A 24282-nucleotide genomic window follows, 5' to 3' on the forward strand; every position below is an offset into this window, starting at 1 on the left:
CTCCTTCAGGGCGTTCAGGTCTGCGATAATTTTACCACGTCTTCAGTGCGGGCCACGCAACTGTTGCTGCAAGGTCAGCAGCAGCGCCACCTCATCGATCCTGCGGCGCGTTGTGCGGCTCACCTCCTGTGGATCGCGCTCAAACAGACTGTTTGCGCCAAGAATATGACCGGCAAGACAGCGTTCGTAAATCGTGCCGGGGATATGCCAGCGCTGAATAGTCTTACCTTTAACTAGCTCCAGCACATCTTCCGCGCCGCGTCGGTCGTAGTTGATAATGCGGCCGTCGCGTAAATAGAGACGCAGGCCCTTTTGCCCGCCCGCGGGTCCCGCGTATTTATTAAGCCAGATGCCCACCGGCACGCCACTGATGGTTCCCTGCAAGTGCGCCTCGCCTTCCGCGGTGGTCTGGTCACCCTTTGCGATATCGTGGCCCAGGCGGTCTTTAGCCGTTATCACCTGCAGCGTCATATCGTCCTGACCGCCCAGATAGCGCAGCGTTTCACGCAGCATCGCCAGCACGTGCGTTCCGATATCCAGAATCACGCCGTCCGGGTGGTGAAGCGTTCTGGTATCCGGTTCTCCGGTCGCGAAATTGAGCGCGATGGGTTCCCCTGCGGCGTTATATCCGCTCGGCTCCTGCAAAAAACCTTCGATTCTGGCAATGTCAGATATATGGCCGACCAGCGACCGCTTCACCGTTTCGATGCGCGCCATCCAGTGGTCGAGCGCCAGCACGCGGGACGCCACGCCGGGCGTTGCCAGCAGCGCGTTGAGTTTTTCGATTTGAGGAAGCGTGGCGACAATCGGTTTTTCAATCACAATCCGCGGAACCGGCGAGGCAATCGCCAGCTCAAGCACCTCAAGGTGGTGCAGCGATGCGGTGGTAATAAAAAGGGTATCCAACGGGGTGGCTAAAAGCGCAGCAAGCGAGGCGCAGCGCGTAACGCCTTCAGGGTGCTTTGCGGGGAGAACATCAAAGCCGAAACAACGAACAGCGCCATCGAACAGATTACGTAGTGCGGGCAGATAGGCTGTTTCCACTACCGCACCAAGACCAACAAATCCTAACGGCATGGTTTCACCTCAGGAAGTACAGTGCCGGGGCATAACGCCTGCCCCGGCACACTGAGGTTTATGAGGCGCTAGCTGCCGGTTTAGTTTGTGCATTTTCCAGCATGCGGCGCACCGGAACAATGAGGACGATCAGCACTGCGGCACAAATCAGCAGCGCGATGGAGCAGCGCGCGAAGAGATCCGGCAGCATATCCAGCTGGTCGGCCTTCACGTGACCGCCAATCAGGCCCGCCGCCAGGTTACCCAGCGCGCTGGCGCAGAACCACAGCCCCATCATCTGGCCGCGCATTCTCTCCGGCGCCAGCAGGGTCATGGTCGCCAGACCGATCGGGCTCAGGCACAGCTCACCCAGCGTCAGCATTAAGATACTGCCCACCAGCCAGAACGGCGACACGCCCGCCCCGCCGTTGCTCAGCACGTTCTGTGCCGCCAGCATCATCAGGCCAAAGCCCGCTGCCGCACACAGAATACCGATAACAAACTTGGTGATGCTGCTCGGGCGAATGTTCATGCTCGCGAGCTTTGGCCATGCCCAGCTGAACACCGGGGCCAGCAGGATGATGAACAGGGCGTTAATCGACTGGAACCACACCGCCGGAATTTCAAAATCCCCGATCATGCGGTTAGTGTAGTCGTTGGCAAACAGGTTGAACGAGGTGGGCTTCTGCTCAAACGCGGACCAGAAGAACGCGGCGGAGACCAGCAGAATAAAGCAGACCAGCAGCCTGGCGCGCTCTTTACGGTTCAGGCCCGCGAAGATGAACAGGTAGATGAAGTAGAGGGCAACGGACGCCGCAATTACGTAGACCAGCACGCTGGCTACCGCGACCGGGTTAATGACAATCACGCCCTGCGCGATCAGCGTCACGAGCGTTGCCACGCCTGCCGCCAGCGCCAGCAGCCAGACGCCCACGCCGTTGCGCTTCACCACCGGGCTGTTCCATGTGGAGTCCAGACCGACTTCGCTGTCGTAGCGCTTCATCGCCGGAACCGCAAACACGCGGAAGATAATCAGCGCCACCAGCATCCCGATGCCGCCAATACCAAAGCCCCAGTGCCAGCCGTGGGTTTTTATCAGCCAGCCGGAAATCAGCGGGGCGATGAACGAGCCCATATTAATGCCCATGTAGAACAGCGAGAAACCGCCGTCACGACGCGCGTCGCCTTTTTTATACAGGGTGCCGACCATCACCGAGATACAGGTTTTGAACAGGCCAGAGCCGAGCACGATGAACATCAGGCCGATAAAGAACAGGTTGTTGCCCATGATAGCTGACAGCGCAATCGACAGGTGGCCGAGCGCGATCAGAATCGAACCGTACCAGACGGCTCTCTGCTGGCCGAGCCAGTTATCCGCCAGCCAGCCGCCCGGCAGCGCGGCCAGGTACATGGTACCGGCAAAAATACCGACAATCGCCGAGGCGTTTTCGCGCGCCAGTCCCATCCCTCCGTCATAGACGGTGGCGGCCATAAACAGGATCAGCAGCGGGCGAATGCCGTAGAACGAGAAACGCTCCCACATCTCGGTAAAGAACAGCGAACCGAGCGGATAAGGATGGCCGAAGAAGGTTCGGCTCTCTTTTTGATTAACAGAGGATTGCATAATTCTCCCGAAAGGTATGTGTCGTGCTTGTAAACACCAGCAGGTACGCCGGCCAGTTACGTATCTGACCGATTTTTTACATGCGGCGAAAAGTTAGTTAACCATTTGATAACCAGTCGCTAGTTTTGTCTAGTACCGGACCAGGGACTTTAAGATGAAAATTCGACGATTGTCTACTTTTCTGGATTTAAAGATGGTTGGGAGTGAATAGTGATTGACTTCACACAGAGAGAACCGACGGTATGATTGGGCCAAAAAAAAGCCCGCGATAAACGCGGGCCTTTATGAGATCGGCAATGATTATTTGCTTTTCTTAATGTGCTTAATCAAACGCTTACGCTTACGCATCTGGTTCGGCGTCAGGGTGTTGCGCTTGTTGGCGAACGGGTTTTCCCCTTCCTTGAACTGGATACGAATAGGCGTGCCCATCACGTCCAGCGATTTACGGAAGTAGTTCATCAGGTAGCGCTTGTAGGAATCCGGCAGGTCTTTCACCTGGTTGCCGTGAATCACCACGATTGGCGGGTTATAGCCACCGGCGTGGGCATATTTCAGCTTCACGCGACGACCGCGCACCAGCGGCGGCTGGTGATCTTCTGCAGCCATATTCATGATACGGGTCAGCATGGCGGTGCTCTGACGACGGGTGGAGCTGTCGTAGGCTTCACGCACGGATTCGAACAGGTTACCGACGCCGCTGCCGTGCAGCGCAGAGATAAAGTGCACGCGGGCAAAGTCGATAAAGCCCAGACGGAAGTCCAGGGTCTCTTTCACCTGCTCACGCACTTCATTGCTCAGGCCGTCCCACTTGTTGACGACGATGACCAGTGAACGCCCACTATTGAGGATAAAGCCGAGCAGAGAGAGATCCTGATCGGAGATACCTTCACGCGCGTCGATGACCAGCAGCACCACGTTGGCATCTTCAATCGCCTGCAGGGTTTTGATAACGGAGAATTTTTCCACCACGTCGGTGATTTTTCCGCGCTTACGTACACCGGCGGTGTCGATAAGGACATACTCACGTTCATCGCGCTGCATCGGGATGTAGATGCTGTCACGCGTAGTGCCCGGCATGTCGTAAACCACTACGCGCTCTTCACCCAGAATACGGTTAGTAAGCGTAGACTTACCTACGTTTGGACGACCGACGATAGCCAGCTTGATCGGCAGATCCTGCGGGTTGAAGTCATCCTCAGGCTCTTCTTCTTCGCCCTCTTCACCGTCTTCGAACTGCGCCCAGTATGCGGCGTCTTCGTCCACCTCTTCCGGCGGGTTCACTTCGTCCACCCACGGCAGCAGAACGGTTTCCAGCAGGCTGGTCACACCGCGGCCATGCGATGCCGCAATCGGGTGGATATCCCCCATGCCCAGAGACCAGAAGTCCGCGATAGCCTGATCGGCATCGATGCCGTCAGTTTTGTTCGCTACCAGGAAAGTTGGCTTTTCGCGAGAACGCAGGTGCTTAGCAATTGCGGAGTCCGCCGGCATCAGGCCAGCGCGCGCATCCACCATGAACAGCACAACATCCGCTTCTTCGATCGCCAGCAAGGACTGTTCCGCCATGCGGGTTTCAACGCCGTCTTCTGTGCCATCAATACCGCCGGTATCAATACAGATGAACTCGCGTCCTTCCACCTCTGCACGACCGTACTTACGGTCACGCGTCAGCCCCGGGAAATCCGCAACCAGCGCATCACGGGTGCGTGTTAAACGGTTAAAAAGAGTGGATTTTCCAACGTTAGGGCGCCCGACAAGCGCGACCACAGGTACCATGTTTGAAGCCTCATAAAATTCAAATAAACGTCGCATTCGCGGCGTTTTTAAAAATGTCAAAACGGCTCCTGAGTGAACAGGAGCCGTTTAGTATACTACAACCGCCGGGTAATTAACGCGTGATCGCGTACAGCGTGCCTTCTTTTGCCTGAATCAGCAGTTTGCCGTCAGCCACAACCGGGTCGGTCAGGAAGCCTGAACCGTCCACTTTCTGCTGCGCCACGAAGCGGCCATTCTCTGGATCAACCCAGTGCATATAGCCTTCGCTGTCGCCAACCACCAGGCTACCGTTGTACAGCACTGGCGCGGTCAGCAGACGGTGCAGCAGATCGCTTTGCGTCCACAGCGTCACGCCGCCTTCGGTGCTCAGCGCCAGCAGGCGATCGTTCTGGTCAACCATATAGATGCGGTTACCGTCCACGATGAAATCATTCACAGAGCCCAGCTCACGTTTCCACATGATCTGGCCGCTGCGCAGGTCCAGCGCGGTCAGGTTGCCGTTATAGGCCAGGGCGTAAACCACACCGTCAACGATAACCGGGGTAGTGTCTACGTCGCTCAGGCGGTCGATTTCAGTTGAGCCAGTGGCCTGCGAGATACGCTGCTGCCAGATCATCTGGCCCTGCTGCATCAGCACGGCACTCACGCGACCGTTGTCACCGCCCACAATGGCAGCGCCAAATGCGGTTGCAGGTGCGGATTCACCGCGCAGAGACAGCGCAGGCATATCCAGGTTAACGGTCCATTTTACCAGGCCGTCCGCTTCGTTCAGTGCCTGCAGCTGGCCGTTGCTGGTATGGATCAGCACCAGCCCGTCGCTCACAACCGGACGTGACAAGGACTCACCGGCTACGGCGGTCTGCCATGCAACAGAACCATCGCTGGCATTCAGCGCGTAAACCTGCGCTTTTTCGCTGCCCACGTAGACATGCCCACCGGAAACGGTCAGGCCGCCAGATAGCAGTGCAGGTTTACGGGAGAACCAGCCGTCTTTTTCCGCCAGGTTAACGGACCAGACCTCTTTCCCGTCATCGGCGTTCACCGCTTTCACGGTACCTTTGCGGTCAGCGGCATAGACAACGCTGTCTGCATACGCAGGATGAAGGTTGGAATAGAAATCACCAATCCCGCTGCCCACGGAGACATCCCACGCGGTGGATGGGGTAAACTGGTTTTCAACCGTCGGCAGTGGGGACATTTTCACAACGTCTTCTTCGCCACTGAACAGTGAACAACCACTTAATAACGTAACAGAAAGCAGTCCTGGCAGAAGTAATTTACGCAATTGCATCGGGTCCCTCTCAGACGGACAAATTATTTATTTTCATCTGCATCATTTCGCTCAGCGCAGGTGACGCTTTGCTCTCTACGCCAGCTTGCCACGCTTTACGCGCGCCCGCTTTGTCACCTTTGCTCAGCAGTGCTTCACCGCGCAGATCGGCAACGATGGCAGCAAAACCTTCGCCTTTGATGGTATCGAGCGTTTTCAGCGCGTCGTCAGCTTTTTTCTGCTGAACCTGAATACGTGCCAGACGCAGATTGATCACCGCTTTCAGGTTTTCATCGCTGGCAGCAGCAAGGCCCTGAGACAGCTGAGCAGCGGCTTTATCCAGTTCGTTTTTATCAACGTACTGCTGAGCCACTTCCAGCGCTGCCAGTGCACCGTAAGTGTTTTTGTTGTCAGCGGCAAATTTCTCTGCCGCAGCCAGCGTTTGCGGCTGGTCGGCACGAATCGCGCTAACGGTATTTTCATAGGACAGGGACGCGCCGCGCGCGGAATCCGCCTGATGGTTGTTCCAGTAACGCCAGCCCACCAGCGCACCCACACCTAAAATAACCCCAACAACCAGCGCTTTGCCGTTTTCAGCAAAGAAGCGTTTAATCGCGTCGACCTGATCGTGTTCGTTCTCGTACATTTCCACGCCGTCTTTCTCCTTAGCCCAATAGAGTGCGCAAGTGCGCCGCAACGCCGTCCTGCGTTACCGTTGTCTGCTCACCAGAGCGCAGGTCTTTTACTACCACTTCGCCGTTAGCCACTTCGGACTCGCCCAGCACCAGTGCAATACTTGCGCCCCACTTATCGGCACGAGCAAACTGTTTTTTGAAGTTGCCGCCGCCATGGTTGGTCATCAGCTTAACGCCCGGCAGCGCATCGCGCACGCGTTCGGCAAGCTGCATCGCCGCAGACTGCGTTTCCGCGCCTGAAGCCACCAGGTATATATCGACAACGGAATCTGCTTTAAATTCCGGATTAACTGCCTGAACCAGCAAAACAAGTCGCTCAAGACCCATCGCGAAGCCAACCGCAGGCGCCGCACGACCACCCAGTTGCTCAACCAGACCGTCATAACGGCCGCCGGCACACACGGTGCCCTGAGAACCGAGGCTGGTGGTTACCCACTCAAATACGGTGCGGTTGTAGTAGTCCAGACCGCGCACCAGACGCTGGTTCACGGTGTAGGCAATGCCCGCCGCTTCGAGCAGCTTGCACAGGCCGGTAAAGTGTTCGCGAGACTCGTCGTCCAGGTAGTCACCCAGCGCAGGGGCATCGTTCAGCAGCGCCTGAACATCAGGGTTTTTGGAATCCAGCACGCGCAGCGGGTTGCTGTACATGCGACGTTTGCAATCTTCGTCCAGCTTCTCTTTATGCTGCTCCAGGAACGCCACCAGCGCATCGCGGTAGTTAGCACGCGCTTCCAGAGAACCGATTGAGTTCAGTTCCAGCGAAACGTGCTCAGAGATACCGAGGGCGCGCCACCAGCGAGCGGTCAGCATAATCAGTTCGGCATCGATGTCCGGGCCCTGCAGGCCAAAGACTTCCACACCCAGCTGGTTAAACTGGCGATAACGACCTTTCTGCGGACGTTCGTGGCGGAACATCGGGCCGATATACCACAGGCGCTGCTCCTGATTGTACAGAAGACCATGTTCGATGCCGGCGCGTACGCAGCCCGCCGTACCTTCCGGACGCAGGGTCAGGCTGTCGCCGTTGCGGTCCTCAAAGGTGTACATCTCTTTTTCAACCACGTCGGTCACTTCACCGATCGCGCGTTTGAATAACGGGGTCTGCTCTACAATCGGCAAACGGATTTCGCTGTAACCGTAGCTGCCGAGCACCTGCTTCAGTGTGCCTTCAATGCGCTGCCAGATGGCGGTTTCGCCAGGCAGGTAATCGTTCATGCCGCGGATGGCTTGAATGTTTTTTGCCACGTTTATTCTCTTTCTATATACAAAAAAAACCCAAAGAATGGGTTCAATCATACATGGGAAGCGGCACGCTTCCCATCACGTTATTTTTCAACCTGCTGAACGCTGATACGCTGTGTCTCGTCCATCATCGCGGCTTTGGCGCGGATGCGGGCTTCAAGCTGGTCAATCATGTCGCTATTATCCAGACGATCTTTACGAACGCCATCTTCATAGAGACCACTTTTCTTGTTACCGCCGGTTACGCCCAGGGTTGAGACCAGCGCTTCACCCGGACCGTTCACGACACAGCCGATGATGGAGACGTCCATCGGGGTGATGATGTCTTCCAGACGCTGTTCCAGGGCATTCACCGTGCCGATCACGTCAAATTCCTGACGCGAACAGGTTGGGCAGGCAATGAAGTTGATCCCACGCGATCGGATACGCAGCGATTTCAGAATATCGAAACCGACCTTGATCTCTTCTACCGGATCCGCCGCCAGCGAGACGCGCAGGGTGTCGCCGATCCCTTCGGAGAGCAGCAGGCCCAGGCCGATCGCAGACTTCACCGAACCGCTACGCAGGCCGCCCGCTTCGGTGATCCCGAGATGCAGAGGCTGGTCGATCTGTTTTGCCAGCAGACGATACGATTCAACGGCCAGGAAAACGTCAGAGGCTTTTACGCTGACCTTGAACTGATCGAAGTTAAGACGATCAAGATGACCGACGTGACGCATGGCGGATTCGAGCAGCGCCTGCGGCGTTGGCTCGCCATATTTTTCCTGCAGATCTTTTTCCAGAGAGCCGGCGTTCACGCCGATACGGATTGGAATGTTTTTGTCGCGGGCGCAGTCAACCACCATGCGAATGCGTTCTTCATTGCCGATGTTGCCCGGGTTAATACGCAGGCAATCAACGCCGTATTCAGCAACTTTCAGCGCGATACGGTAGTCGAAGTGGATATCTGCAACCAGCGGCACGCTGACCTGCTGTTTGATCAGCTTGAACGCCTCAGCGGCATCCATCGTGGGCACTGAGACGCGAACAATGTCCGCGCCTACACGCTCTAATGCTTTGATTTGGTTGACCGTTGCTTCCACATCCGTGGTACGCGTATTGGTCATCGACTGGACGGCGATAGGTGCCCCATCGCCGACTGGCACATTCCCAACGTAAATCCGTTTCGATTTTCTACGTTGAATCGGAGCCTGGTTATGCATGAAAAATCTCCCGCGTTGCCCGTCTGTTACTGTGCTGCTGATTGTTCGGCATTAACGGTAAGACGTGCAACCTGGTTAGTTCTGATAAAGCGGCTCAGGTCGACAGGTTTTCCTTGATACTGGATCTGTACCGCTGCCGGAGCGCCGATTTTAAGTTTGTAAGGTGCCTGACCCGTTAGGTTTAACGTGCCATCTTTCCGCTGCAGGCCGCTGAACAGTTTTTTACCTGTCGCGTCAGTCACTTCCAGCCAACAGTCAGCCGTGAAGTTCATCACCAGCGCGTTTGGATCGGCGGCTGGCGCGGCGGTTGCCGCCGGGTCGGTCGGCAGGGACGCAGCGGCGTTGTTCGCCGGCTGAGTCGCTGCAGGGACGTTCGCCGCAGTATCGACATTTGCCTGAGAAGGGGCGACGACCGCGTTTTGATCCTGAGCCTGAGGCGCAGCGGTGTTCGCCGTTGCGGCCGGAGCCTGTGCTGCATCGGTTGCCGGAGCCGTTGTTTGCGGCTCGCTTGAGGCCGCCGCACCGTCGGTGTTAAGCGGAACGCTCTGGGCACCACCATTGCTCGCCTGATTGAGTTCAGCGGAGGATTGATCGGCCATCGTGGTGATCTCTTCCTGCTGCGCCTTATGGTTTTGCCACCACCATGCGCCAGTCAGGCCGACAACAACAAACAGCACCAGCCAGGTAAAGCTCATCAGCCAGCCATCACGTTTTTTACGACGTTTCCCCAGAGAGAAAGTTTGCATCGGGGCAACTTTTGCTGCACGAACCGGTGCCTGCTTCTCCATCATTGGCAGTAATTCGTTTTCGGGGATGTGCACCAGTTTTGCGTAAGAGCGGATATAGCCGCGCAGAAATGTTGAAGCCAGATCGGCTGGCGCCTTATCTTCTTCAATATCGCGAACCGTGGAAACTTTCAGGCACAAGCGTTCTGCAACAGCTTGCTGGCTGAGTCCGAGTTGTTCACGGGCGTTGCGAAGACGAACGCCAGTGGAGAGTGCTTCATGTTGGTCGTGAGTGGCTTCAGTATTCATTCGCTACAACTACTGGTACGTGAAAAAAAGGGTTCAGGTGCCGGTGAGTCACAATGCCGCCCGCACCGCGAAACTTCAGGTCAGTTAACCTTGAACAGACAGTATAAGACTGTCAGCCGGTAGATGACAGTGCAGCTCTGCCCGCGTGGCTAAACTGTTGTTACGTCGTTACATACTGCCCGAAACTCATATGAAACGCACCGTAATTATTAATCAAACGTCACGAATCTGACTGATTATTCAGTCAGATTATGCATCACAGCGTAGATAATGCGCCGTGATGCATAATAATCAAACAGCTTTAACCGCAATGGTCTCGCCCTGCATGCGTTTACGCAGGGTACGTTTGGTACGGTCAATGACGTCACCGGCCAACTGTCCGCATGCAGCATCAATATCATCACCGCGGGTTTTACGCACGATGGTGGTGAAACCATACTCCATCAGCACCTTGGAGAAACGGTCGATACGGCTGTTCGAGCTACGGCCATACGGCGCGCCCGGGAACGGGTTCCATGGGATCAGGTTGATTTTGCATGGCGTATCCTTCAGCAGTTCAGCCAGCTGATGCGCGTGCTCAGTACCGTCGTTGACGTGGTCCAGCATCACGTACTCGATGGTGACGCGGCCCTGGTTTGCGTTGGATTTCTCCAGGTAGCGACGCACGGCAGCGAGGAAGGTTTCGATATTGTACTTTTTGTTAATCGGTACAATTTCGTCACGAATTTCATCGTTTGGCGCGTGCAGGGAGATAGCCAGCGCAACGTCAATCATGTCGCCGAGCTTATCCAGCGCAGGCACAACGCCTGAGGTAGACAGCGTCACGCGGCGCTTGGACAGGCCAAAACCGAAGTCATCCAGCATGATTTCCATCGCCGGCACCACGTTGGTCAGGTTCAGCAGCGGTTCGCCCATTCCCATCATTACCACGTTGGTGATCGGACGCGTGCCGGTCACTTTTGCCGCACCCACGATCTTCGCGGCACGCCAGACCTGACCGATGATTTCAGACACGCGAAGGTTACGGTTAAAACCTTGCTGAGCCGTAGAGCAGAATTTGCACTCCAGCGCACAGCCCACCTGAGAAGAGACGCACAGCGTGGCACGATCGTCTTCCGGGATGTAGACGGTTTCAACGCGCTGATCGCCTACGGCAATCGCCCATTTGATGGTGCCGTCTGCCGAGCGCTGCTCTTCCACCACCTCCGGCGCGCGGATTTCAGCCACTTCTTTGAGCTTGTTGCGCAGCACTTTGTTGATGTCGGTCATCTCATCAAAGTTGTCGCTGCAGTAGTGGTACATCCATTTCATTACCTGATCGGCACGAAACGGCTTCTCACCCATATCTTTAAAGAACTCGCGCATCTGCTGACGGTTCAGGTCCAGCAGGTTAATTTTTCCATTTTTATTGGGAACCGCAGGAATGGCGACTTCGGAGGTATTCACTAGTTCAGACATAATTTTTTCCGGCCTCGTTGTTACACGTTGTGGCCCTTGGTGGGTTGAAAAGAAACGCCCCGGTAAGCAGTCTGCTCGTCCGGGGCGTTGCATTGTACAAAGTCTGGCGCAGGGATGCCACGTTTGCACGCGGCATTTACGAAATTATTAGCGAGTGCGCGGGCACACTTCGCCTTCAGCGAAGAAGAACGCGATTTCGCGTGCGGCAGACTCAACGGAGTCGGAACCGTGGGTGCCGTTCTCGGTGAAGCTGTCCGCGTAGTCAGCGCGCAGGGTACCTGCCAGCGCGTTGTCCGGGTTGGTTGCACCCAGCAGATCGCGGTGACGCTGTACTGCGTTTTCGCCTTCCAGCACGGAGACCACGATTGGACCGGAGGTCATGAACTCCACCAGGCCGTCAAAGAATGGACGACCTTCGTGCTCAGCGTAGAAACCGCGAGCCTGCTCAACGGTCAGGTGCAGCATTTTGGTGCCAACGATCTTAAACCCTGCTGATTCAAAGCGAGCGAAGATGCTGCCAATAACGTTTTTTGCCACCGCGTTTGGTTTGATGATGGAAAAAGTACGTTCAATAGCCATTGATAACCTCTGTAAAATGTTCTGTTGTTTTGCATACCTGAGTATGGTGTGGCGCGGATTATAAAGAGCAATAGCGCCATTGCCTATGGTTCTGCATAACATTTTTTTAAAATGAGACGAAGATTAGCAACAGGCCGGATTTCGCATACCGTGTCGATGGCGTAAACAGAGCGGGCACTGCTTTTCATCAGGCGTAAATGACCAGAACTGGCGCTGGCACGTCAGGCAAACTGCTTTATATGCGGGAGTGGCCACGTTTTTTGCCGGTCCATCTGTTTCTGCGACGTTGATCGCCTCGTGCTGACATACTGCCTCACAGCCACCGCAGCCGGTACAGCGCCCGGTCTCCACCACCAGCGCGGCGTTCTCAAACCGAATCGCGTTTTCCGGGCAGCTTCGCCAGCACGCACCGCACAGCACGCACTTATTAATATCGAGTGCGATATCTGACTCGCTAAACGTCGAGAATGCCCTGCGCAGCTCCCGCGGCCCCGGGGAAACGCGACAGGCTTTTACATCCTCGCGGGGAACGTGCATCAGCGCACGACGAGCGATATTCACCTCGCCGATCGGTATGAGCTTAAACCCCCACTCCGCTTCACCACGGCGACGAAGCGCAAGATTAAGCCGGGCAAGCGCCAGCAGCCAGTCAGGGTATTGCTCTGCGTCGATACTGATAAAACGAACCTGGCGTTGCGCGTGCCACAGCAGCAGCTCATTCACCCCAGGTGCGCGTTCAGTAAAAGGCCCAACAAGGATATCTCCACGCAGAAATCGCTTTCGCGGCGCGATGCCGGTAATGGCCCCGGAGGGGCAGACGAACAGGCAGTCACCGCATTCAATACAGCGATTTTCATCAACCGAGACGCCGGTTTCCGTAAAAGAAAAAGCCTGCGCTGGACAAACGTCCGCGCAGGCGCAGCAGGAAGCGTGGCGAAAACGGCGACGGACGCACGCATGCGTCACGTCCATCGCCGGGGCAAACGTCAATCTGCCCATCAGCCAATACTGAAGAAAACGAAGCGCAGCATCAGCTCACCCACAATCAGCAAGGCGCTGCCCAGCAGCAGCGTGCCGCGCGCCGCTTTCAGGCCGCCCGCAGCAAAGCAGAGCATACCTGCAACGGACACGCACCAGCTCAGCAGATGTACCGCGCGCAGCTGTTCGAGCATCCGTAGCGGAGCGTGAGGGAACGTCACCACGGTATTGTCCATGGCAGTGATGTCTGCCAGCCAGACGGGCTGCATCACCAGACGCACAAGCACCACCAGCGTGATAATGACAACCGCCGCACGCAGGGTAGTCTGGGAACGCATCCCAACTGCCATGCAGGCTGAACCGATGATACCCACCGAGCCGATAAACAGTACCAGCGTGTTAATGTGCTGCCAGGTCACCACGGACGCGTGCATGTAGATTTGTGCCATGCAGAACACGTCCACCAGCCCGACAAGACCCGCCACGGCCAAAAGCAGCTTCCAGCCTGGCTTATTGGAAAACATCAGCAGCACGGCGAGGCCAAGCGCCGCCAGGTAAAGGCTGGCGAAGATAATCTCACGGCTCAGCCACGAGCTGGAGACGTGGCGTAGCGCGTTCAGGGCATTGAGCGGATAGCCCATATGCAGCGCTGAGGCGAGCAGCCCCAGGCTCGCCAGCACAAACGCCCCAGCGGCAGGCAGCAGCGCGCTACGCGGTGTAGTATGCGCCCCCCCGAACGCCAGCCAGAGCGTCACGCCAACCGATCCCTGCAGGAACAGCGTAAAAATCAGCAGCGGTAACTCATGCATGACGTTTCCCCTCTTTCTCTGCGCCCTGATGCGCTTTGATCACCAGGTTCGGTTTTGTAATCGAGGAATCCGGCAAGCCCTTCACATCGCATACCGCACCGTATTTCGCCCGAAGTTCATCAATAGGCCCAAATTTGATCGCCTCAAGCGGACAGGTTGCCACGCAGACGGGCTGCTCGCCCTTTGCCTGCAGATCCACGCAAAAATCGCATTTGGACATCTGCCCGGTCTGCTCGTTGAGCTGTGGCGCGCCGTAAGGGCAAGACCACGCGCAGTAGCCGCAGCCAACGCACTTGTCCGTATCAACGCGCACGATGCCGTCGCCCGGACGCTTGTGCATTGCGGTGGTCGGACAGTTTTTGGTGCAGATCGGGTCCGCACAGTGGTTACAGGAAATAGAGAGCGTGTAGGCAAAAACGTTGTTGCTAACGCCGCCCTGCCCGGTTGGGATGAAATTCCCGCCGTTGACTTCGTATACGCGACGGAAACGACGTCCGACCTCAAGGTTGTTTTTGTCTTTGCACGCCACCTGGCATGCCTTGCAGCCCGAGCAGCGGGAAGAGTCAATATAGAAACCCAGCTGTTTATCGCTCACCGGCGCGTAGTGTTTAAACTGACTCATGCTTTAGCTACCTCCACCAGCATGGTTTGATGGGAATTCCCTTTCGCAAGCGCGGTAATACGGGCAGAGCTGAGCACGTTCGCGCAGCCGCCTTTATCGACGCCCTGTTCGTCCGGCTGCCACCAGGCGCCTGCCTGCATGGCAACAACGCCCGGAATGATGCGCGGCGTGACCTCAGCCGGAATTTCACAAATGCCGCGCGCGTTATGAATGCGCACGGTATCCCCCTGGGAAATGCCGCGCTTTTGCGCGTCCTGCGGGTTGATCCACAGCTTTTGCTGCTGCGCCTCAATCAGCCACGGGTTGGCGTACTGGGTTGAGTTAGCACGGTTTTTCCCTTTCCAGGTGATCAGCTGCAGCGGGAAGGTTTTCGCCAGTTCGTCTTCCGGCCCTTCATGGGCAGGCACGTAGTGCGATAGCGCCGGAATCTCCGGATGGTGCATGTCGTACAGACGCTTCGAGAAGATCTCAATTTTCCCGGACGGCGTCGGGAACGGATGATTTTGCGGATCGCGAATATTGTCTTCAAAAGCGACGAACGGCGCGCTTTTGAAAAGATGCTGGCGCGTCTTTTGTAGCGTCGCGAAGTCCGGCAGGTTTTCATCTGGCATGGAGAGCCGCGTCTGCTCCCAGATGTGCTCAATCCACGCTTTTTCGTCACGGCCCTCGCTGAATGCAGGTTCGACGCCAAGCTTAGCAGCAACTTCCCGCAGCCAGTCGTAGTCTGAACGGCGTTCGAATTCAGGTTCAATCAGCTTTTCCGACAGGATCAGATAGCTTGCCGTGCCCCAGGTTTCGCCGATATTCCAGCGTTCCATAAAGCTGGTTTCCGGCAGGAGAAGATCGGCGTATCTGGCGCTCGGCGTCATAAACAGATCACTTGCGACGATAAACTCGATTTTCGACTCGTCTTCCAGCACGCGCGTCGCCTGATGCAGATCCGGGTTCTGGTTAGCCAGATAATTTCCCGCCAGCGAGAAGAGGATGCGGATATTGCTGTCCAGCTTCTCTGCATCCTTCAGGCCGTCTTCCGCCGTTACCTTAGAAGCATCATCGGCGGCCTGCACCCAGTTCATCACCGATATTTTGGCTTTTACCGGGTTATCCGGCATCTCCGGCCCGGTAGCAAATTTACGATTAGCGCAGCCGCCATAGCCTGCCGCCCAGCCGCCCTTCACCCCAACGTTACCCGTCAGCGTTGCCAGTAACGTCGAGCCGCGCGCGGTGCGCTCGCCGCAGTTATGGCGCTGCGGTCCCCAGCCCTGAATCAGCGCGGCGGGTTTGGTGGTTGCGTAGTCGCGCGCCAGCTGACGAATGGTCTGCGCAGGCACGTGGGTGATTTTCTCTGCCCACTCGGGCGTTTTCGCCACGCCATCTTTTGCGCCGCTCAGATAAGCCATAAGGGATTCATTGGCCGGAACGCCTTCCGGCATGGATGCTTCGTCAAAGCCCAGGGTATAGCGCTGGATGAAGTCGCGATCGTGCAGATTCTCCGTGACGATCGTGTACATCATGGCGTCCATCAGGGCGTTGTCTGTTGTGGGAAGCAGCGGGATCCACTGGTCAGCCAGGGAGGAAACCGTATCGGAATAGCGCGGATCGACAACGATAAAGCGCGTGCCGTTTTGCTTCATCTTCTGATAGAAGTAGTTGCTGTGACCAAAGATCGTTTCCGTCGGGTTATGTCCCCAGAGAATGACCAGTTTGGTGTCCAGCAGCGTGTCCAGAGAGCTGCCGCTGGCGGCAGTGCCGTAGGTATACGGCGTGGCTGCCGCCGTGTTGCCCATACTGACTGAGTGATAGCTTTCGAGATAGCCGCCAGTTAAGTTGAGCAGACGACGAACCATTTTATCGCCGGAAAACGTTCCGCCGGATACCGCAGTGCCCACATGCACATAGCGTGAGGCAGCGCCGTATTTTTGTGTAATCGTTTTTAATTGATTCGCAATAAGAGTGGTGGCTTCATCCCAGGTAATACGCTCGAATTTTCCTTCGCCACGTTTACCCACGCGTTTCATTGGATATTTAAGCCGATCGGGATGATAAACAAATTTCCGATAAGCGCGGCCACGAACGCAGGCGCGCATTATCGGCATCTGCGGATCTAACGCATTGTCCGGACGCGTTGAAATTCGGGTAACAACGCCCTCACTAACGTGAGCGCGAATATCACATTTACCGCCGCAGTCAAACGTGCTGCAGGTTTGCACCACTTTTTCTTCAGGCGTCGCGTGTGTTGCCGCCGTACTCTGTGCCTGTGCTTTACCTGTTGTCGCTACAAAAGGAAGGGCGGCGAGCGCCGACCCTGCCTGAATAAAATGACGCCGGGATAGCGCGGGAATAAGCCCCTCTCCCTGATTTTTATTTTTCTTCATTGCTCGTTCCTTAAAATAAAAACGCATTCTCGTTTTTTTTCAGGAACGAATATTGATAATTATCAAACTAACTCTTCGGGGGTAACACTTAACGGTCTAATTGAAAATTCACCGTCGCCGTTTGTCCTGAGTCATCCATTACAAGTAATTGATATTCGCCAGGCAAATATAATTTTAATGAATGAGTATTATTGCGGCCTTCTAACGGTTCTCCATTTAAAAACCACCAACGCCCACCTTCTCCTCCAGTCGTAATAACAGATAGCGTCACGTTCCCTTCACCAGGGAGTCGCTTAATAACAGCCCCCTCTCTGATACCCGAAATCATAAGCGGTGCTGCATTGTTATTATCCAGCGGCGGGCAGAGCGTCGATCTCGCAGGAAGACGCGCAGCCCTTTTTTCCGCTGCGGGCAGCCACGGCTCCAGCGGCAGCGGCCAGACGTCGAGAACTTTTTCTGTGGCATCAGGGCAATCTGCCGCCACACGCTTGCCCGTTTTATCCAGCCAGACCGGGAAACGAATGCCGCGAATGCCTTCCTGTTCCGGCAGCAGCAGCGTGGGTGGTTCACTCCCTTCGAGCAGCCAGGTCGAAAGACGACGCCGACAGTTTTCACTGCCTTCCGGCAGCGACTGGCCGCCCGGCCAACAGATCACGCCCCGCCCAACGCTTTCCGGGCGCGGATCGCGCGGCAGGCGGGCCTCGTCTATTGTCGAGCGTGACTGAAGCAGGTTATTCACCTGGTTTAATAGCGGAACCGCGCTGGCAAAACCAAACTGCCCCGCTACCGGCGTGCCGTCAGGTCGCCCTGTCCAGATACCTATTACATACCGGGCATTCAGACCGATGGCCCAGGCATCGCGGTAGCCATAGCTGGTGCCCGTTTTCCACGCCAGCGGCGCAATTTGCGGCAGCGCACTGTCCGGCAGCGGCTGCGCTTCATTCGCCAGAATACGGCGAATAATCCACGCCGAACCTGGCGATAACAGCGGGCGTTCAGTTAGCGGGTTGCCCGGCTGTAAGCGCAGCCGGCCCGCCTTGCCATGCCTTGCAAAGGCGCTGTACGCGGCGGCGATATCCGCCAGCCTCGCGCCTGCGCCACCCAGGATCAGCGACAGATTCGGCTGCGCTCCGGCAGGCAGGATCAGCGGCAGGCCTGCGTTACTCAGCATCCCGGCAAACCGTTTGGGACCGTAGGCTTCCAGCACCTGGACGGCTGGCAGGTTGAGCGAGCGCACCAGCGCTTCACTCATGCTGACCGGCCCGTGGAACCCGCTGTCAAAATTTCCTGGGCGATAATCACCGGTTTTTCTGGGCACGTCCTGAAGCAGCGAGGCGGGATGGATCAGGCCATCGTCCAGCGCCATACCGTAAATAAAGGGTTTTAACACCGATCCCGGCGATCGGATCGCGTTGACCATATCCACGTGGCTAAAACGACTGTCATCGTTGATATCCACCGATCCCACCCAGCCGCGCACCTTCATGTCGGTATGATCGACCACGATCATCGCCAGCGAACTGCGTGCCGGCAGGCGGGATTTCCAGTTCATCGCCAGCTCTTCCAGCTGCCGTTGCAGTCCGGCATCCAGCGTAGTGACAATTTTTGTGTCGCGGCTTTTGCCGAGCATCATGCGTGCAAAGAGCGGCGCCAGCTGCGGCATCTGCCGGGGAGCCAGCCATACCGGCTCTTCACGGGACTCCTTCACCTGCTTTGCTGACCAGACGCCCTGAATCATCATGCGATCGAGCACTTTGTTGCGTGCCGCTTCGGCCCGCTCGGGCCAGCGATCCGGGCGCAGACGGCTGGGTGCCTGCGGCAGTACCGCCAGCAACGCCGCGTCGGAGTAGCTCAGCTGCGACGGGGGTTTCCCAAGGTAGGTCCAGCTTGCTGCTCCCACGCCCTGCAGCGTGCCGCCAAACGGAGCACGATTGAGATAGAGCGTAAGAATGTCACGCTTAGAGAGGTGCCATTCCAGCTGCATCGCCCGCCAGAGCTGGCGAATTTTGCCGCCAAAGGTGCGCGAATGCGGATCCAGCAGGCGTGCCACCTGCATGGTAAGCGTGCTTCCTCCCGAAACCACTCTTCCGGAACTGAGATCCTGCCAGGCGGCGCGCAGGACAGAGAGCGGGTTTACGCCCGGATGCTCCCAGAACCAGCGATCTTCGTACTGGATCAGAGCCTCAAGATAACGGGGAGAAACCTCTTCAATGGTCACGGGGTAGCGCCAGATGCCTTCGCTGTCGGCAAAACGCCAGAGCGGCGCGCCCTTCTCGTCCACCACAACTCGTGCGGGGTTAACCTCTTTCAGAGGCAGCGGCCACAGGCGGTCGGCGGCGACAATCAGCCCCCCTAAAACGAGAAGCGCTCCCGCCAGCCAAAGCCAGCGGGAGCGTGTCAGACGCGCTATCAGCATATTACGGAACAACAATCAGCGGGCCGCTGGCCGCACCCGTTGCCCGCCACTGCGGAACGTACATAGACTCCACCATCGGAACCGGCACCTGGTAGGTGCCCGGCGTTACGGCACGGGCCAGATAAACCAGCGTAACCGGCTGACCTTCGTTTACCGGCACGGCGGCCACAAAGCGGTCGTCGCGGAACTCCATGTGCTGAATGTCCGCCTGCTGCATCTGGCTGAGCAGGTTCTGCACTTCGCTGCCGCTGTCCTGCAGGCTTGCGCTGCTGCTCGCCAGGTTCTGGTTTTCCAGCTCCAGACCAGCAGGGAGGAGATCCACAACCAGCGCATCCGGAACGTTCTGGCTGGCTTTCACTTCAAGCCAGACCAGCACCAGTTCACCGCTCTTCAGCGAAGAGAGCGATTTGCTGCTGCCATCGGTTGCCAGGATATGACGTTCAACCTGCAGCACGTTGGAACTCGGCTGAGGCGCATATTCCGGATAGCCGGTGCTGTCCAGACGTACCCACAGCGGTGCCGTGCCGGTATTGGTTACCTGAAGCGCACCAAGCTGGTCGCCGCTTACGTTTTGTACCTGCGCCTTATCGCCGCCTGATGCGGTATCAGACAACGTGGTTTTCGCCTGCCATGCGCCTGACAGGGCTTGCAGCGAACGTCCGGCCAGGAACAGCGCATTGCTCTCCTGGGTGGATAGCCAGCGCTGGCTGAATGCCTGCTCAGAAAGAGCATTCAGCAGCGTATTTTGCGCATCCGGCAGCAATTTATACTCCTCCAGAAGGGAGAGCATCAGCGCGTTATCGCGAAGCGGGCTGCCGTAATCGGCCATCCATGTTTTTCTGTCGTTACGCGGTGTTTTGAGCGCCAGATCCAGCGCCTGCTGGCTGCGCGGCGCATCGCCCATCAGTTTGAGCGCCATGCCCAGCTGCATCAGCGGCAGGCCGGAAGCCGCCTGCCCGTGGCGCTCCCAGATTTCACGCAGCGCGCCCAGCGGGGCTTTTTGCTGACGCGCCAGCACCAGCGAGGCATACGCCTGCACGGCAAATTTGCTGGCCTGGGTGTCGTCGCTGTAGCGGATAGACATCATGCCCGGATCCTGCAGGTAGCGCAGCAGACGGTTGTTGGCGTTGTTCACCGCATCGGCAGGTACGCTATAACCCTGCTCGCCCGCGCGCACCAGGAAGTCAGTCACATAGGCGGTCAGCCAGTACTCTTCAGGGCCATTTTTATCCCACAAGGCAAAACCGCCATCATCACGCTGCATCTGCAGCAGACGGGAGATCCCAATATCAATGGCAGCACGGCGCTGGTCATCGGTATCTCCTTTTATACCAAGCGCGGTAAGCTGCGCGGCGTTGGTATAGAGTGACGGGAACAGGCCGCTGGTGGTCTGCTCCAGGCAGCCATACGGATACGCCTGCAGTTCACGAATATAGCGCGCCAGGTTGAGCGGTGGTTTGCCGCTCAGCAGCAGTTGCCCCTGCAGGGTGGCAGGAGAGAAACCGTTGCTGTGCTGCGCCGGTGCGTTCCAGGACTCGCCGGGGTTCAGCATGGCACCGGTATTGACCGTCTGCGCCGGGAATGCCGGACGTACGCCAATTTTCCAGCTCTTCTGCTGCGGGGCAAAGGTTTCGCCCGGAAGCTCCAGGCCGGTAACCTGCGCCGTCACCTCACCGTCGCCATAACCCTCCAGCGCACGCACCGGAATAAACAGGGTACTGCGCGCGCCCGGCGGCAACTGAACCGGCTGCGGCTGTGCACCTTCCAGCGACACTTTTCCTGTCGCGCTCAGAGCGACGTTCAGCGATTGCGGTTTGTCGGTCAGGTTAGTGAGATCCAACGTCAGCCGTGAGGTATCTCCACTTGCCAGGAAGCGCGGAGTATTAAGCTCGGTAATAACCGGCGCGGCCACCACAACCTTGCTTTCGCTGCTGCCGAAATCATCTTCCGTCCACGCCTGCGCCATCAGACGCAGTTCGCCGTTGAAATCACCAATCGGCAGCGTAACGGTGCCTTCTCCGTTGGCATCCAGCGTAACCGGCTGAGCCTGTTGGGCAATAATGGTGACGTGGTTCACCGGCGGTTTACCGCCGCGCTTGAGTTCATCGCCGTCACCACCGAAACGCAGCGCGGCCATGCGGCCCTGCCCTTCAATGACCTGGCCGTAGATATCATAGATATCGGCGCCGTAACGCTTCTGGCCGAAGAAGGCCTGCCATGGATCTGGCGTAACGTAATCGGTAATGTTCAGCACGCCGCTGTCCACCGCCGAGACCAGCACGTTCACTCTCTGCGGAACCGCCCCCTCTTTTACGCTGGCTTTCACTTTCACAGAGAGCGTCTGGTTTGGACGCATTTTCTGCGGGTTATCCAGCGCAATGTTCAGGCGGCGATTTTCGTCGCCCATCGGCAGATGCAGCAGACCAACCGCGCGCTTCGGCGTGGCGGATTTGGATTTATCGCCAGGACGCACCACCAGCGTACTGAGATAGAGATCGTGACGTTTCCAGGCTTTATCCACCGGAATGGAAAGATCGAGCCCGTTTGCCGGTACGTCGATCTCTTTCCACCACAGCGGTCCTTCGCTGGATTCGATCATGGCATAGCCCTTACCTGCGGCTGGCGCTGCAATGTGCAGCTGGATGGTATCGCCTGGCTGATAGGCCGGTTTATCCAGTTTCAGGGTCACGCGGTCAGGGCGCGCCGCACCCGTGCCGTCGCTGTTATCCTGCCAGCTGTAACCTGCCCAGAAGCGCACGCTGCTGACCACATCATCAGGCGCTTTCACTTCCAGTCGGTATGAGCCCCACTCCACCGGGAAGGTGACTTTGCCGGTTTCATCGGCCTTAAGGCTAAGCTCCTGCTCGCCCTCAATCAGCTCTTTTTGATCAAACTGAGACTGCCAGCCTTCGCTCTCGGACCAGTTCCAGAAATAGTCACGGCGTTCACGGATCAGGCGTACCTGTAAGCCGGACACCGCTTTTTTCGCGCCGCTGGCATCGGCATAGACGATGTCAAAGCTGGCGTTGCCGTTCTCGTCGACGATCGGTTGGTTGACGGTGGTATCGGTACGGTAGTCGTAGACCGCCTTACTGGCGAACTGCGGACGGATACCCGGCAGTTGCGCCGCCGGCCAGATAGCCTGCTCCGCGCGGCGCGTCACCGGACGACCGCCTGATTCCAGCAGGCTCGCCTGCAGGATCAGCTGCAGAGGCGAGTGTACCTCTTTCCACTGGCTTTCGATGGTGACCTGCCCGTGCCCCTGCTCATCCAGCGTAAGCTGCACTTCATCCAGACTGCGGCTCAGGTTTTCTTCCGCAATATCACCAAACTGGAAGCCGGGCAGCGCAGCAACGGCCTCACGCAGCGGACGCAGGAAAAGCTGGCCCTGAAGAGAATTGCCGTTGGCCGGAGCGCCATACAGGTAATAGCCCACGATGTTGAAGTCCACCTCATCCTGTGGGGAAACCGGTGCTTTTTGTCCCGTCAGATTGAGCGCCATACGCTCGGGCATAAAATCTTCGACGTGGAAATCCCACAGGCGCTGCTGGTTATCACCGATATTCGCGCGAATATGCCACATGCCGGTCTGGGCACCGCTATCCAGCGCGTAATTGAAGCGGTAGAGGCCGTTCTCAGGCTGAACAACGATCGTGCGTGCCACCTGCCCGTCCGGGCGCAGCACGTCAAGCTTCACGGGCTGATCGGGAAGCGGTTTTCCGTCGCTGTCGCGCAGCAGGCCGTTAAGGATCACCGTTTCACCCGGACGATAGAGATCGCGTGGGCCAAACATAAAGAATTGCTTGCTGAAGCCGGGGCTACCGGCGATGTCGAACTCTGCCAGGTCGAGCGCTGGGAGCTTGAGATCGAGCAGCGTAGTCTGGCCGTCTTTGCTGGCGAGGATCAGCGCGGCTTCTTTGTCTGTTTCAAGCTTCGCATGGCCGTCGGCGTCGCTGCTGGCTTCGGCGAGCGTCTGACCTTTGTCATTCAGCAGCGTGACGGTGACGCCGGACTGCGCCGCACCGTTTTCCAGGCTTTGGGTGAAAATGTCCAGCCGGTTATGATACCGGTGAGCAGACAAACCGATATCGCTCAGGGTAAAGAGCGTTGCGGCATTGCTGTAGTTGTAGTGCCCTGCCTGGTTCATGACGGCGATATAAACGCCGGACTGCTGAAGCGGCTTGATATCTTTAAGCGGCAGGAGCAGTTTTTCACGCGTGTTGCGCGCCGGGTTGAGGTCAAAACGACCGGTATAGACCAATTCCGCCATCTTCAGCAGATTGTCAGATTCCCAGTTGGTCAGCGAGTTGCGGTACTCCCACTGGCTGACAAACGAGGCCAGCGATTCGGGCTTCACGCGGTAGAAATTGACGTCCACATTGTTGACGTTAAGCGCCATCACCGGCAGCCCTTCCACCACTTTGCCCGGCAGCAGCGAGCCGCGGCTGGCGAAACCGACCGACGGCTCTATATCTCGCGTGGTCAGGGCTTTTTCATAATCAATGCCAAAGGTCGCTTTGTTTAGCGCCACCAGGCCACGATCCACGGTGATAACCAGATTACGGTTTGGCTCCAGATGGCGCAGGCGCAGCTCTTTCAGGTTAGGCGCAAGTTCCCACGCCCCGTCAACTTTGCCGCTTTTCTTATCCACGACGTGAACCGTCTTCGCGAAATCCTGTTCCGGATCCAGCGGGACAGAGAAGGTCAGCACCAGCGTAGCGGCGCCGTCCAGTTGCACTTCAGACGCATCAAGCAGAGTCAGCGCTTTTCCCTGACTCTGGGCGGCCATTTTAGCCAGCTTTTCAGCGTCGGGCTTTTCCGCGGCTTTCGGTGTTGATGCGGTGGATGCTGCGGGAGCCGCAGCCTGAGGTTTATCGTCGCTGTTATCACAGCCGACAAGCGTAAAGGTGGTGAGCAGCGCGAGAGAGATCGCGGCTAAGCGAAACGGTTTCATCCTGTGTCCCTGGCCTGAGGGGGCCTGTTGGTCGTCGTCCGGATAAGTATTATCCGCAAGTTTCGTTAATTCAAAAAGTCCAATTTAAGAATCTGGAAAGCGCCTCGCAGAATGGCATCACGCCGCTACACCGGGATGGAACCGCGATCACAGCGCATAACGTCACATGTTACCTTTTACGTCATTTGTTTT

The 24282-nt window shown here is 57.2% G+C and carries 16 protein-coding genes; all 16 read right to left on the reverse strand.

The genetic code is table 11. The annotated features are described in order from the left end of the window. Window positions 1–42 precede the first annotated feature (42 nt). The gene (locus IM265_RS14915; RefSeq protein WP_193030337.1) at window positions 43–1077 is read right to left on the reverse strand and encodes an oxidoreductase; all 1035 of its coding nucleotides are present in this window, start codon (window positions 1075–1077) and stop codon (window positions 43–45) included. A 58-nt stretch (window positions 1078–1135) separates the two neighbouring features. Beyond that, window positions 1136–2680: a peptide MFS transporter gene (locus tag IM265_RS14920; RefSeq protein ID WP_041908728.1), complete on the reverse strand. Its 1545-nt coding sequence runs from the start codon at window positions 2678–2680 to the stop codon at window positions 1136–1138. Between the two features lie 300 nt (window positions 2681–2980). Beyond that, window positions 2981–4456, reverse strand: coding sequence for a ribosome biogenesis GTPase Der (gene der / locus IM265_RS14925; protein WP_028014057.1), 1476 nt, complete (start codon window positions 4454–4456; stop codon window positions 2981–2983). 112 nt (window positions 4457–4568) lie between these two features. Continuing rightward, window positions 4569–5747, reverse strand: a complete 1179-nt coding sequence (bamB, locus tag IM265_RS14930) for an outer membrane protein assembly factor BamB (RefSeq protein WP_193030335.1) — start codon at window positions 5745–5747, stop codon at window positions 4569–4571. 10 nt (window positions 5748–5757) lie between these two features. Next, window positions 5758–6378 carry a YfgM family protein gene (locus IM265_RS14935; protein WP_028014059.1) on the reverse strand — a complete coding sequence of 207 codons (621 nt, stop codon included), beginning with the start codon at window positions 6376–6378 and terminating at the stop codon, window positions 5758–5760. A gap of 13 nt (window positions 6379–6391) precedes the next feature. Then, entirely contained in the window at window positions 6392–7666 is a 1275-nt protein-coding gene (gene hisS / locus IM265_RS14940; protein WP_028014060.1) for a histidine--tRNA ligase, read from the reverse strand. Between the two features lie 80 nt (window positions 7667–7746). Further along, on the reverse strand, window positions 7747–8865 hold the full coding sequence (gene ispG, locus IM265_RS14945; RefSeq protein WP_193030333.1) for a flavodoxin-dependent (E)-4-hydroxy-3-methylbut-2-enyl-diphosphate synthase: 1119 nt from the start codon (window positions 8863–8865) through the stop codon (window positions 7747–7749). A 26-nt stretch (window positions 8866–8891) separates the two neighbouring features. Next, the gene (gene rodZ, locus IM265_RS14950; RefSeq protein WP_047368095.1) at window positions 8892–9899 is read right to left on the reverse strand and encodes a cytoskeleton protein RodZ; all 1008 of its coding nucleotides are present in this window, start codon (window positions 9897–9899) and stop codon (window positions 8892–8894) included. A gap of 291 nt (window positions 9900–10190) precedes the next feature. Then, window positions 10191–11357 carry a bifunctional tRNA (adenosine(37)-C2)-methyltransferase TrmG/ribosomal RNA large subunit methyltransferase RlmN gene (locus tag IM265_RS14955; RefSeq protein ID WP_028014062.1) on the reverse strand — a complete coding sequence of 389 codons (1167 nt, stop codon included), beginning with the start codon at window positions 11355–11357 and terminating at the stop codon, window positions 10191–10193. Window positions 11358–11504: 147 nt separating this feature from the next. Then, the gene (ndk, locus tag IM265_RS14960) at window positions 11505–11936 is read right to left on the reverse strand and encodes a nucleoside-diphosphate kinase (RefSeq protein WP_003860625.1); all 432 of its coding nucleotides are present in this window, start codon (window positions 11934–11936) and stop codon (window positions 11505–11507) included. A 123-nt stretch (window positions 11937–12059) separates the two neighbouring features. Then, window positions 12060–12935, reverse strand: a complete 876-nt coding sequence (locus IM265_RS14965) for a 4Fe-4S binding protein (protein ID WP_193030331.1) — start codon at window positions 12933–12935, stop codon at window positions 12060–12062. Next, window positions 12935–13723 carry a DmsC/YnfH family molybdoenzyme membrane anchor subunit gene (locus tag IM265_RS14970; RefSeq protein ID WP_028014064.1) on the reverse strand — a complete coding sequence of 263 codons (789 nt, stop codon included), beginning with the start codon at window positions 13721–13723 and terminating at the stop codon, window positions 12935–12937. The genes IM265_RS14965 and IM265_RS14970 overlap by 1 nt, the downstream gene beginning before the upstream one ends. After that, window positions 13716–14345, reverse strand: a complete 630-nt coding sequence (locus tag IM265_RS14975; protein ID WP_003860631.1) for a DMSO/selenate family reductase complex B subunit — start codon at window positions 14343–14345, stop codon at window positions 13716–13718. Before IM265_RS14975 ends, IM265_RS14970 begins: the two co-directional genes overlap by 8 nt. Further along, a complete protein-coding gene (locus IM265_RS14980) occupies window positions 14342–16720 on the reverse strand; it encodes a DMSO/selenate family reductase complex A subunit (protein WP_305038395.1) in 2379 nt (792 codons plus the stop codon). The genes IM265_RS14975 and IM265_RS14980 overlap by 4 nt, the downstream gene beginning before the upstream one ends. Window positions 16721–16808: 88 nt before the next feature. Continuing rightward, window positions 16809–19136 (reverse strand): peptidoglycan glycosyltransferase PbpC, encoded by a 2328-nt coding sequence (gene pbpC / locus IM265_RS14985; RefSeq protein WP_193030528.1) that lies wholly within the window; start codon window positions 19134–19136, stop codon window positions 16809–16811. A 1-nt stretch (window position 19137) separates the two neighbouring features. Beyond that, window positions 19138–24090 carry an alpha-2-macroglobulin gene (locus IM265_RS14990; RefSeq protein WP_193030327.1) on the reverse strand — a complete coding sequence of 1651 codons (4953 nt, stop codon included), beginning with the start codon at window positions 24088–24090 and terminating at the stop codon, window positions 19138–19140. Window positions 24091–24282: the final 192 nt, after the last annotated feature.

The sequence above is a fragment of the Enterobacter cloacae complex sp. P17RS genome, from assembly GCF_014895885.1.
GTDB classification, from domain to species: domain Bacteria; phylum Pseudomonadota; class Gammaproteobacteria; order Enterobacterales; family Enterobacteriaceae; genus Enterobacter; species Enterobacter bugandensis.

What these genes read in the sequence shown, in the direction of transcription:
- IM265_RS14915 (WP_193030337.1), bottom strand. Translation starts at nt 1,077, where the DNA reads ATGCCGTTAGGATTTGTTGGTCTTGGTGCGGTAGTGGAAACAGCCTAT.
- IM265_RS14920 (WP_041908728.1), bottom strand. Translation starts at nt 2,680, where the DNA reads ATGCAATCCTCTGTTAATCAAAAAGAGAGCCGAACCTTCTTCGGCCAT.
- der (WP_028014057.1), bottom strand. Translation starts at nt 4,456, where the DNA reads ATGGTACCTGTGGTCGCGCTTGTCGGGCGCCCTAACGTTGGAAAATCC.
- bamB (WP_193030335.1), bottom strand. Translation starts at nt 5,747, where the DNA reads ATGCAATTGCGTAAATTACTTCTGCCAGGACTGCTTTCTGTTACGTTA.
- ispG (WP_193030333.1), bottom strand. Translation starts at nt 8,865, where the DNA reads ATGCATAACCAGGCTCCGATTCAACGTAGAAAATCGAAACGGATTTAC.
- rodZ (WP_047368095.1), bottom strand. Translation starts at nt 9,899, where the DNA reads ATGAATACTGAAGCCACTCACGACCAACATGAAGCACTCTCCACTGGC.
- IM265_RS14955 (WP_028014062.1), bottom strand. Translation starts at nt 11,357, where the DNA reads ATGTCTGAACTAGTGAATACCTCCGAAGTCGCCATTCCTGCGGTTCCC.
- ndk (WP_003860625.1), bottom strand. Translation starts at nt 11,936, where the DNA reads ATGGCTATTGAACGTACTTTTTCCATCATCAAACCAAACGCGGTGGCA.
- IM265_RS14965 (WP_193030331.1), bottom strand. Translation starts at nt 12,935, where the DNA reads ATGGGCAGATTGACGTTTGCCCCGGCGATGGACGTGACGCATGCGTGC.
- IM265_RS14970 (WP_028014064.1), bottom strand. Translation starts at nt 13,723, where the DNA reads ATGCATGAGTTACCGCTGCTGATTTTTACGCTGTTCCTGCAGGGATCG.
- IM265_RS14975 (WP_003860631.1), bottom strand. Translation starts at nt 14,345, where the DNA reads ATGAGTCAGTTTAAACACTACGCGCCGGTGAGCGATAAACAGCTGGGT.
- IM265_RS14980 (WP_305038395.1), bottom strand. Translation starts at nt 16,720, where the DNA reads ATGAAGAAAAATAAAAATCAGGGAGAGGGGCTTATTCCCGCGCTATCC.
- pbpC (WP_193030528.1), bottom strand. Translation starts at nt 19,136, where the DNA reads ATGCTGATAGCGCGTCTGACACGCTCCCGCTGGCTTTGGCTGGCGGGA.
- IM265_RS14990 (WP_193030327.1), bottom strand. Translation starts at nt 24,090, where the DNA reads ATGAAACCGTTTCGCTTAGCCGCGATCTCTCTCGCGCTGCTCACCACC.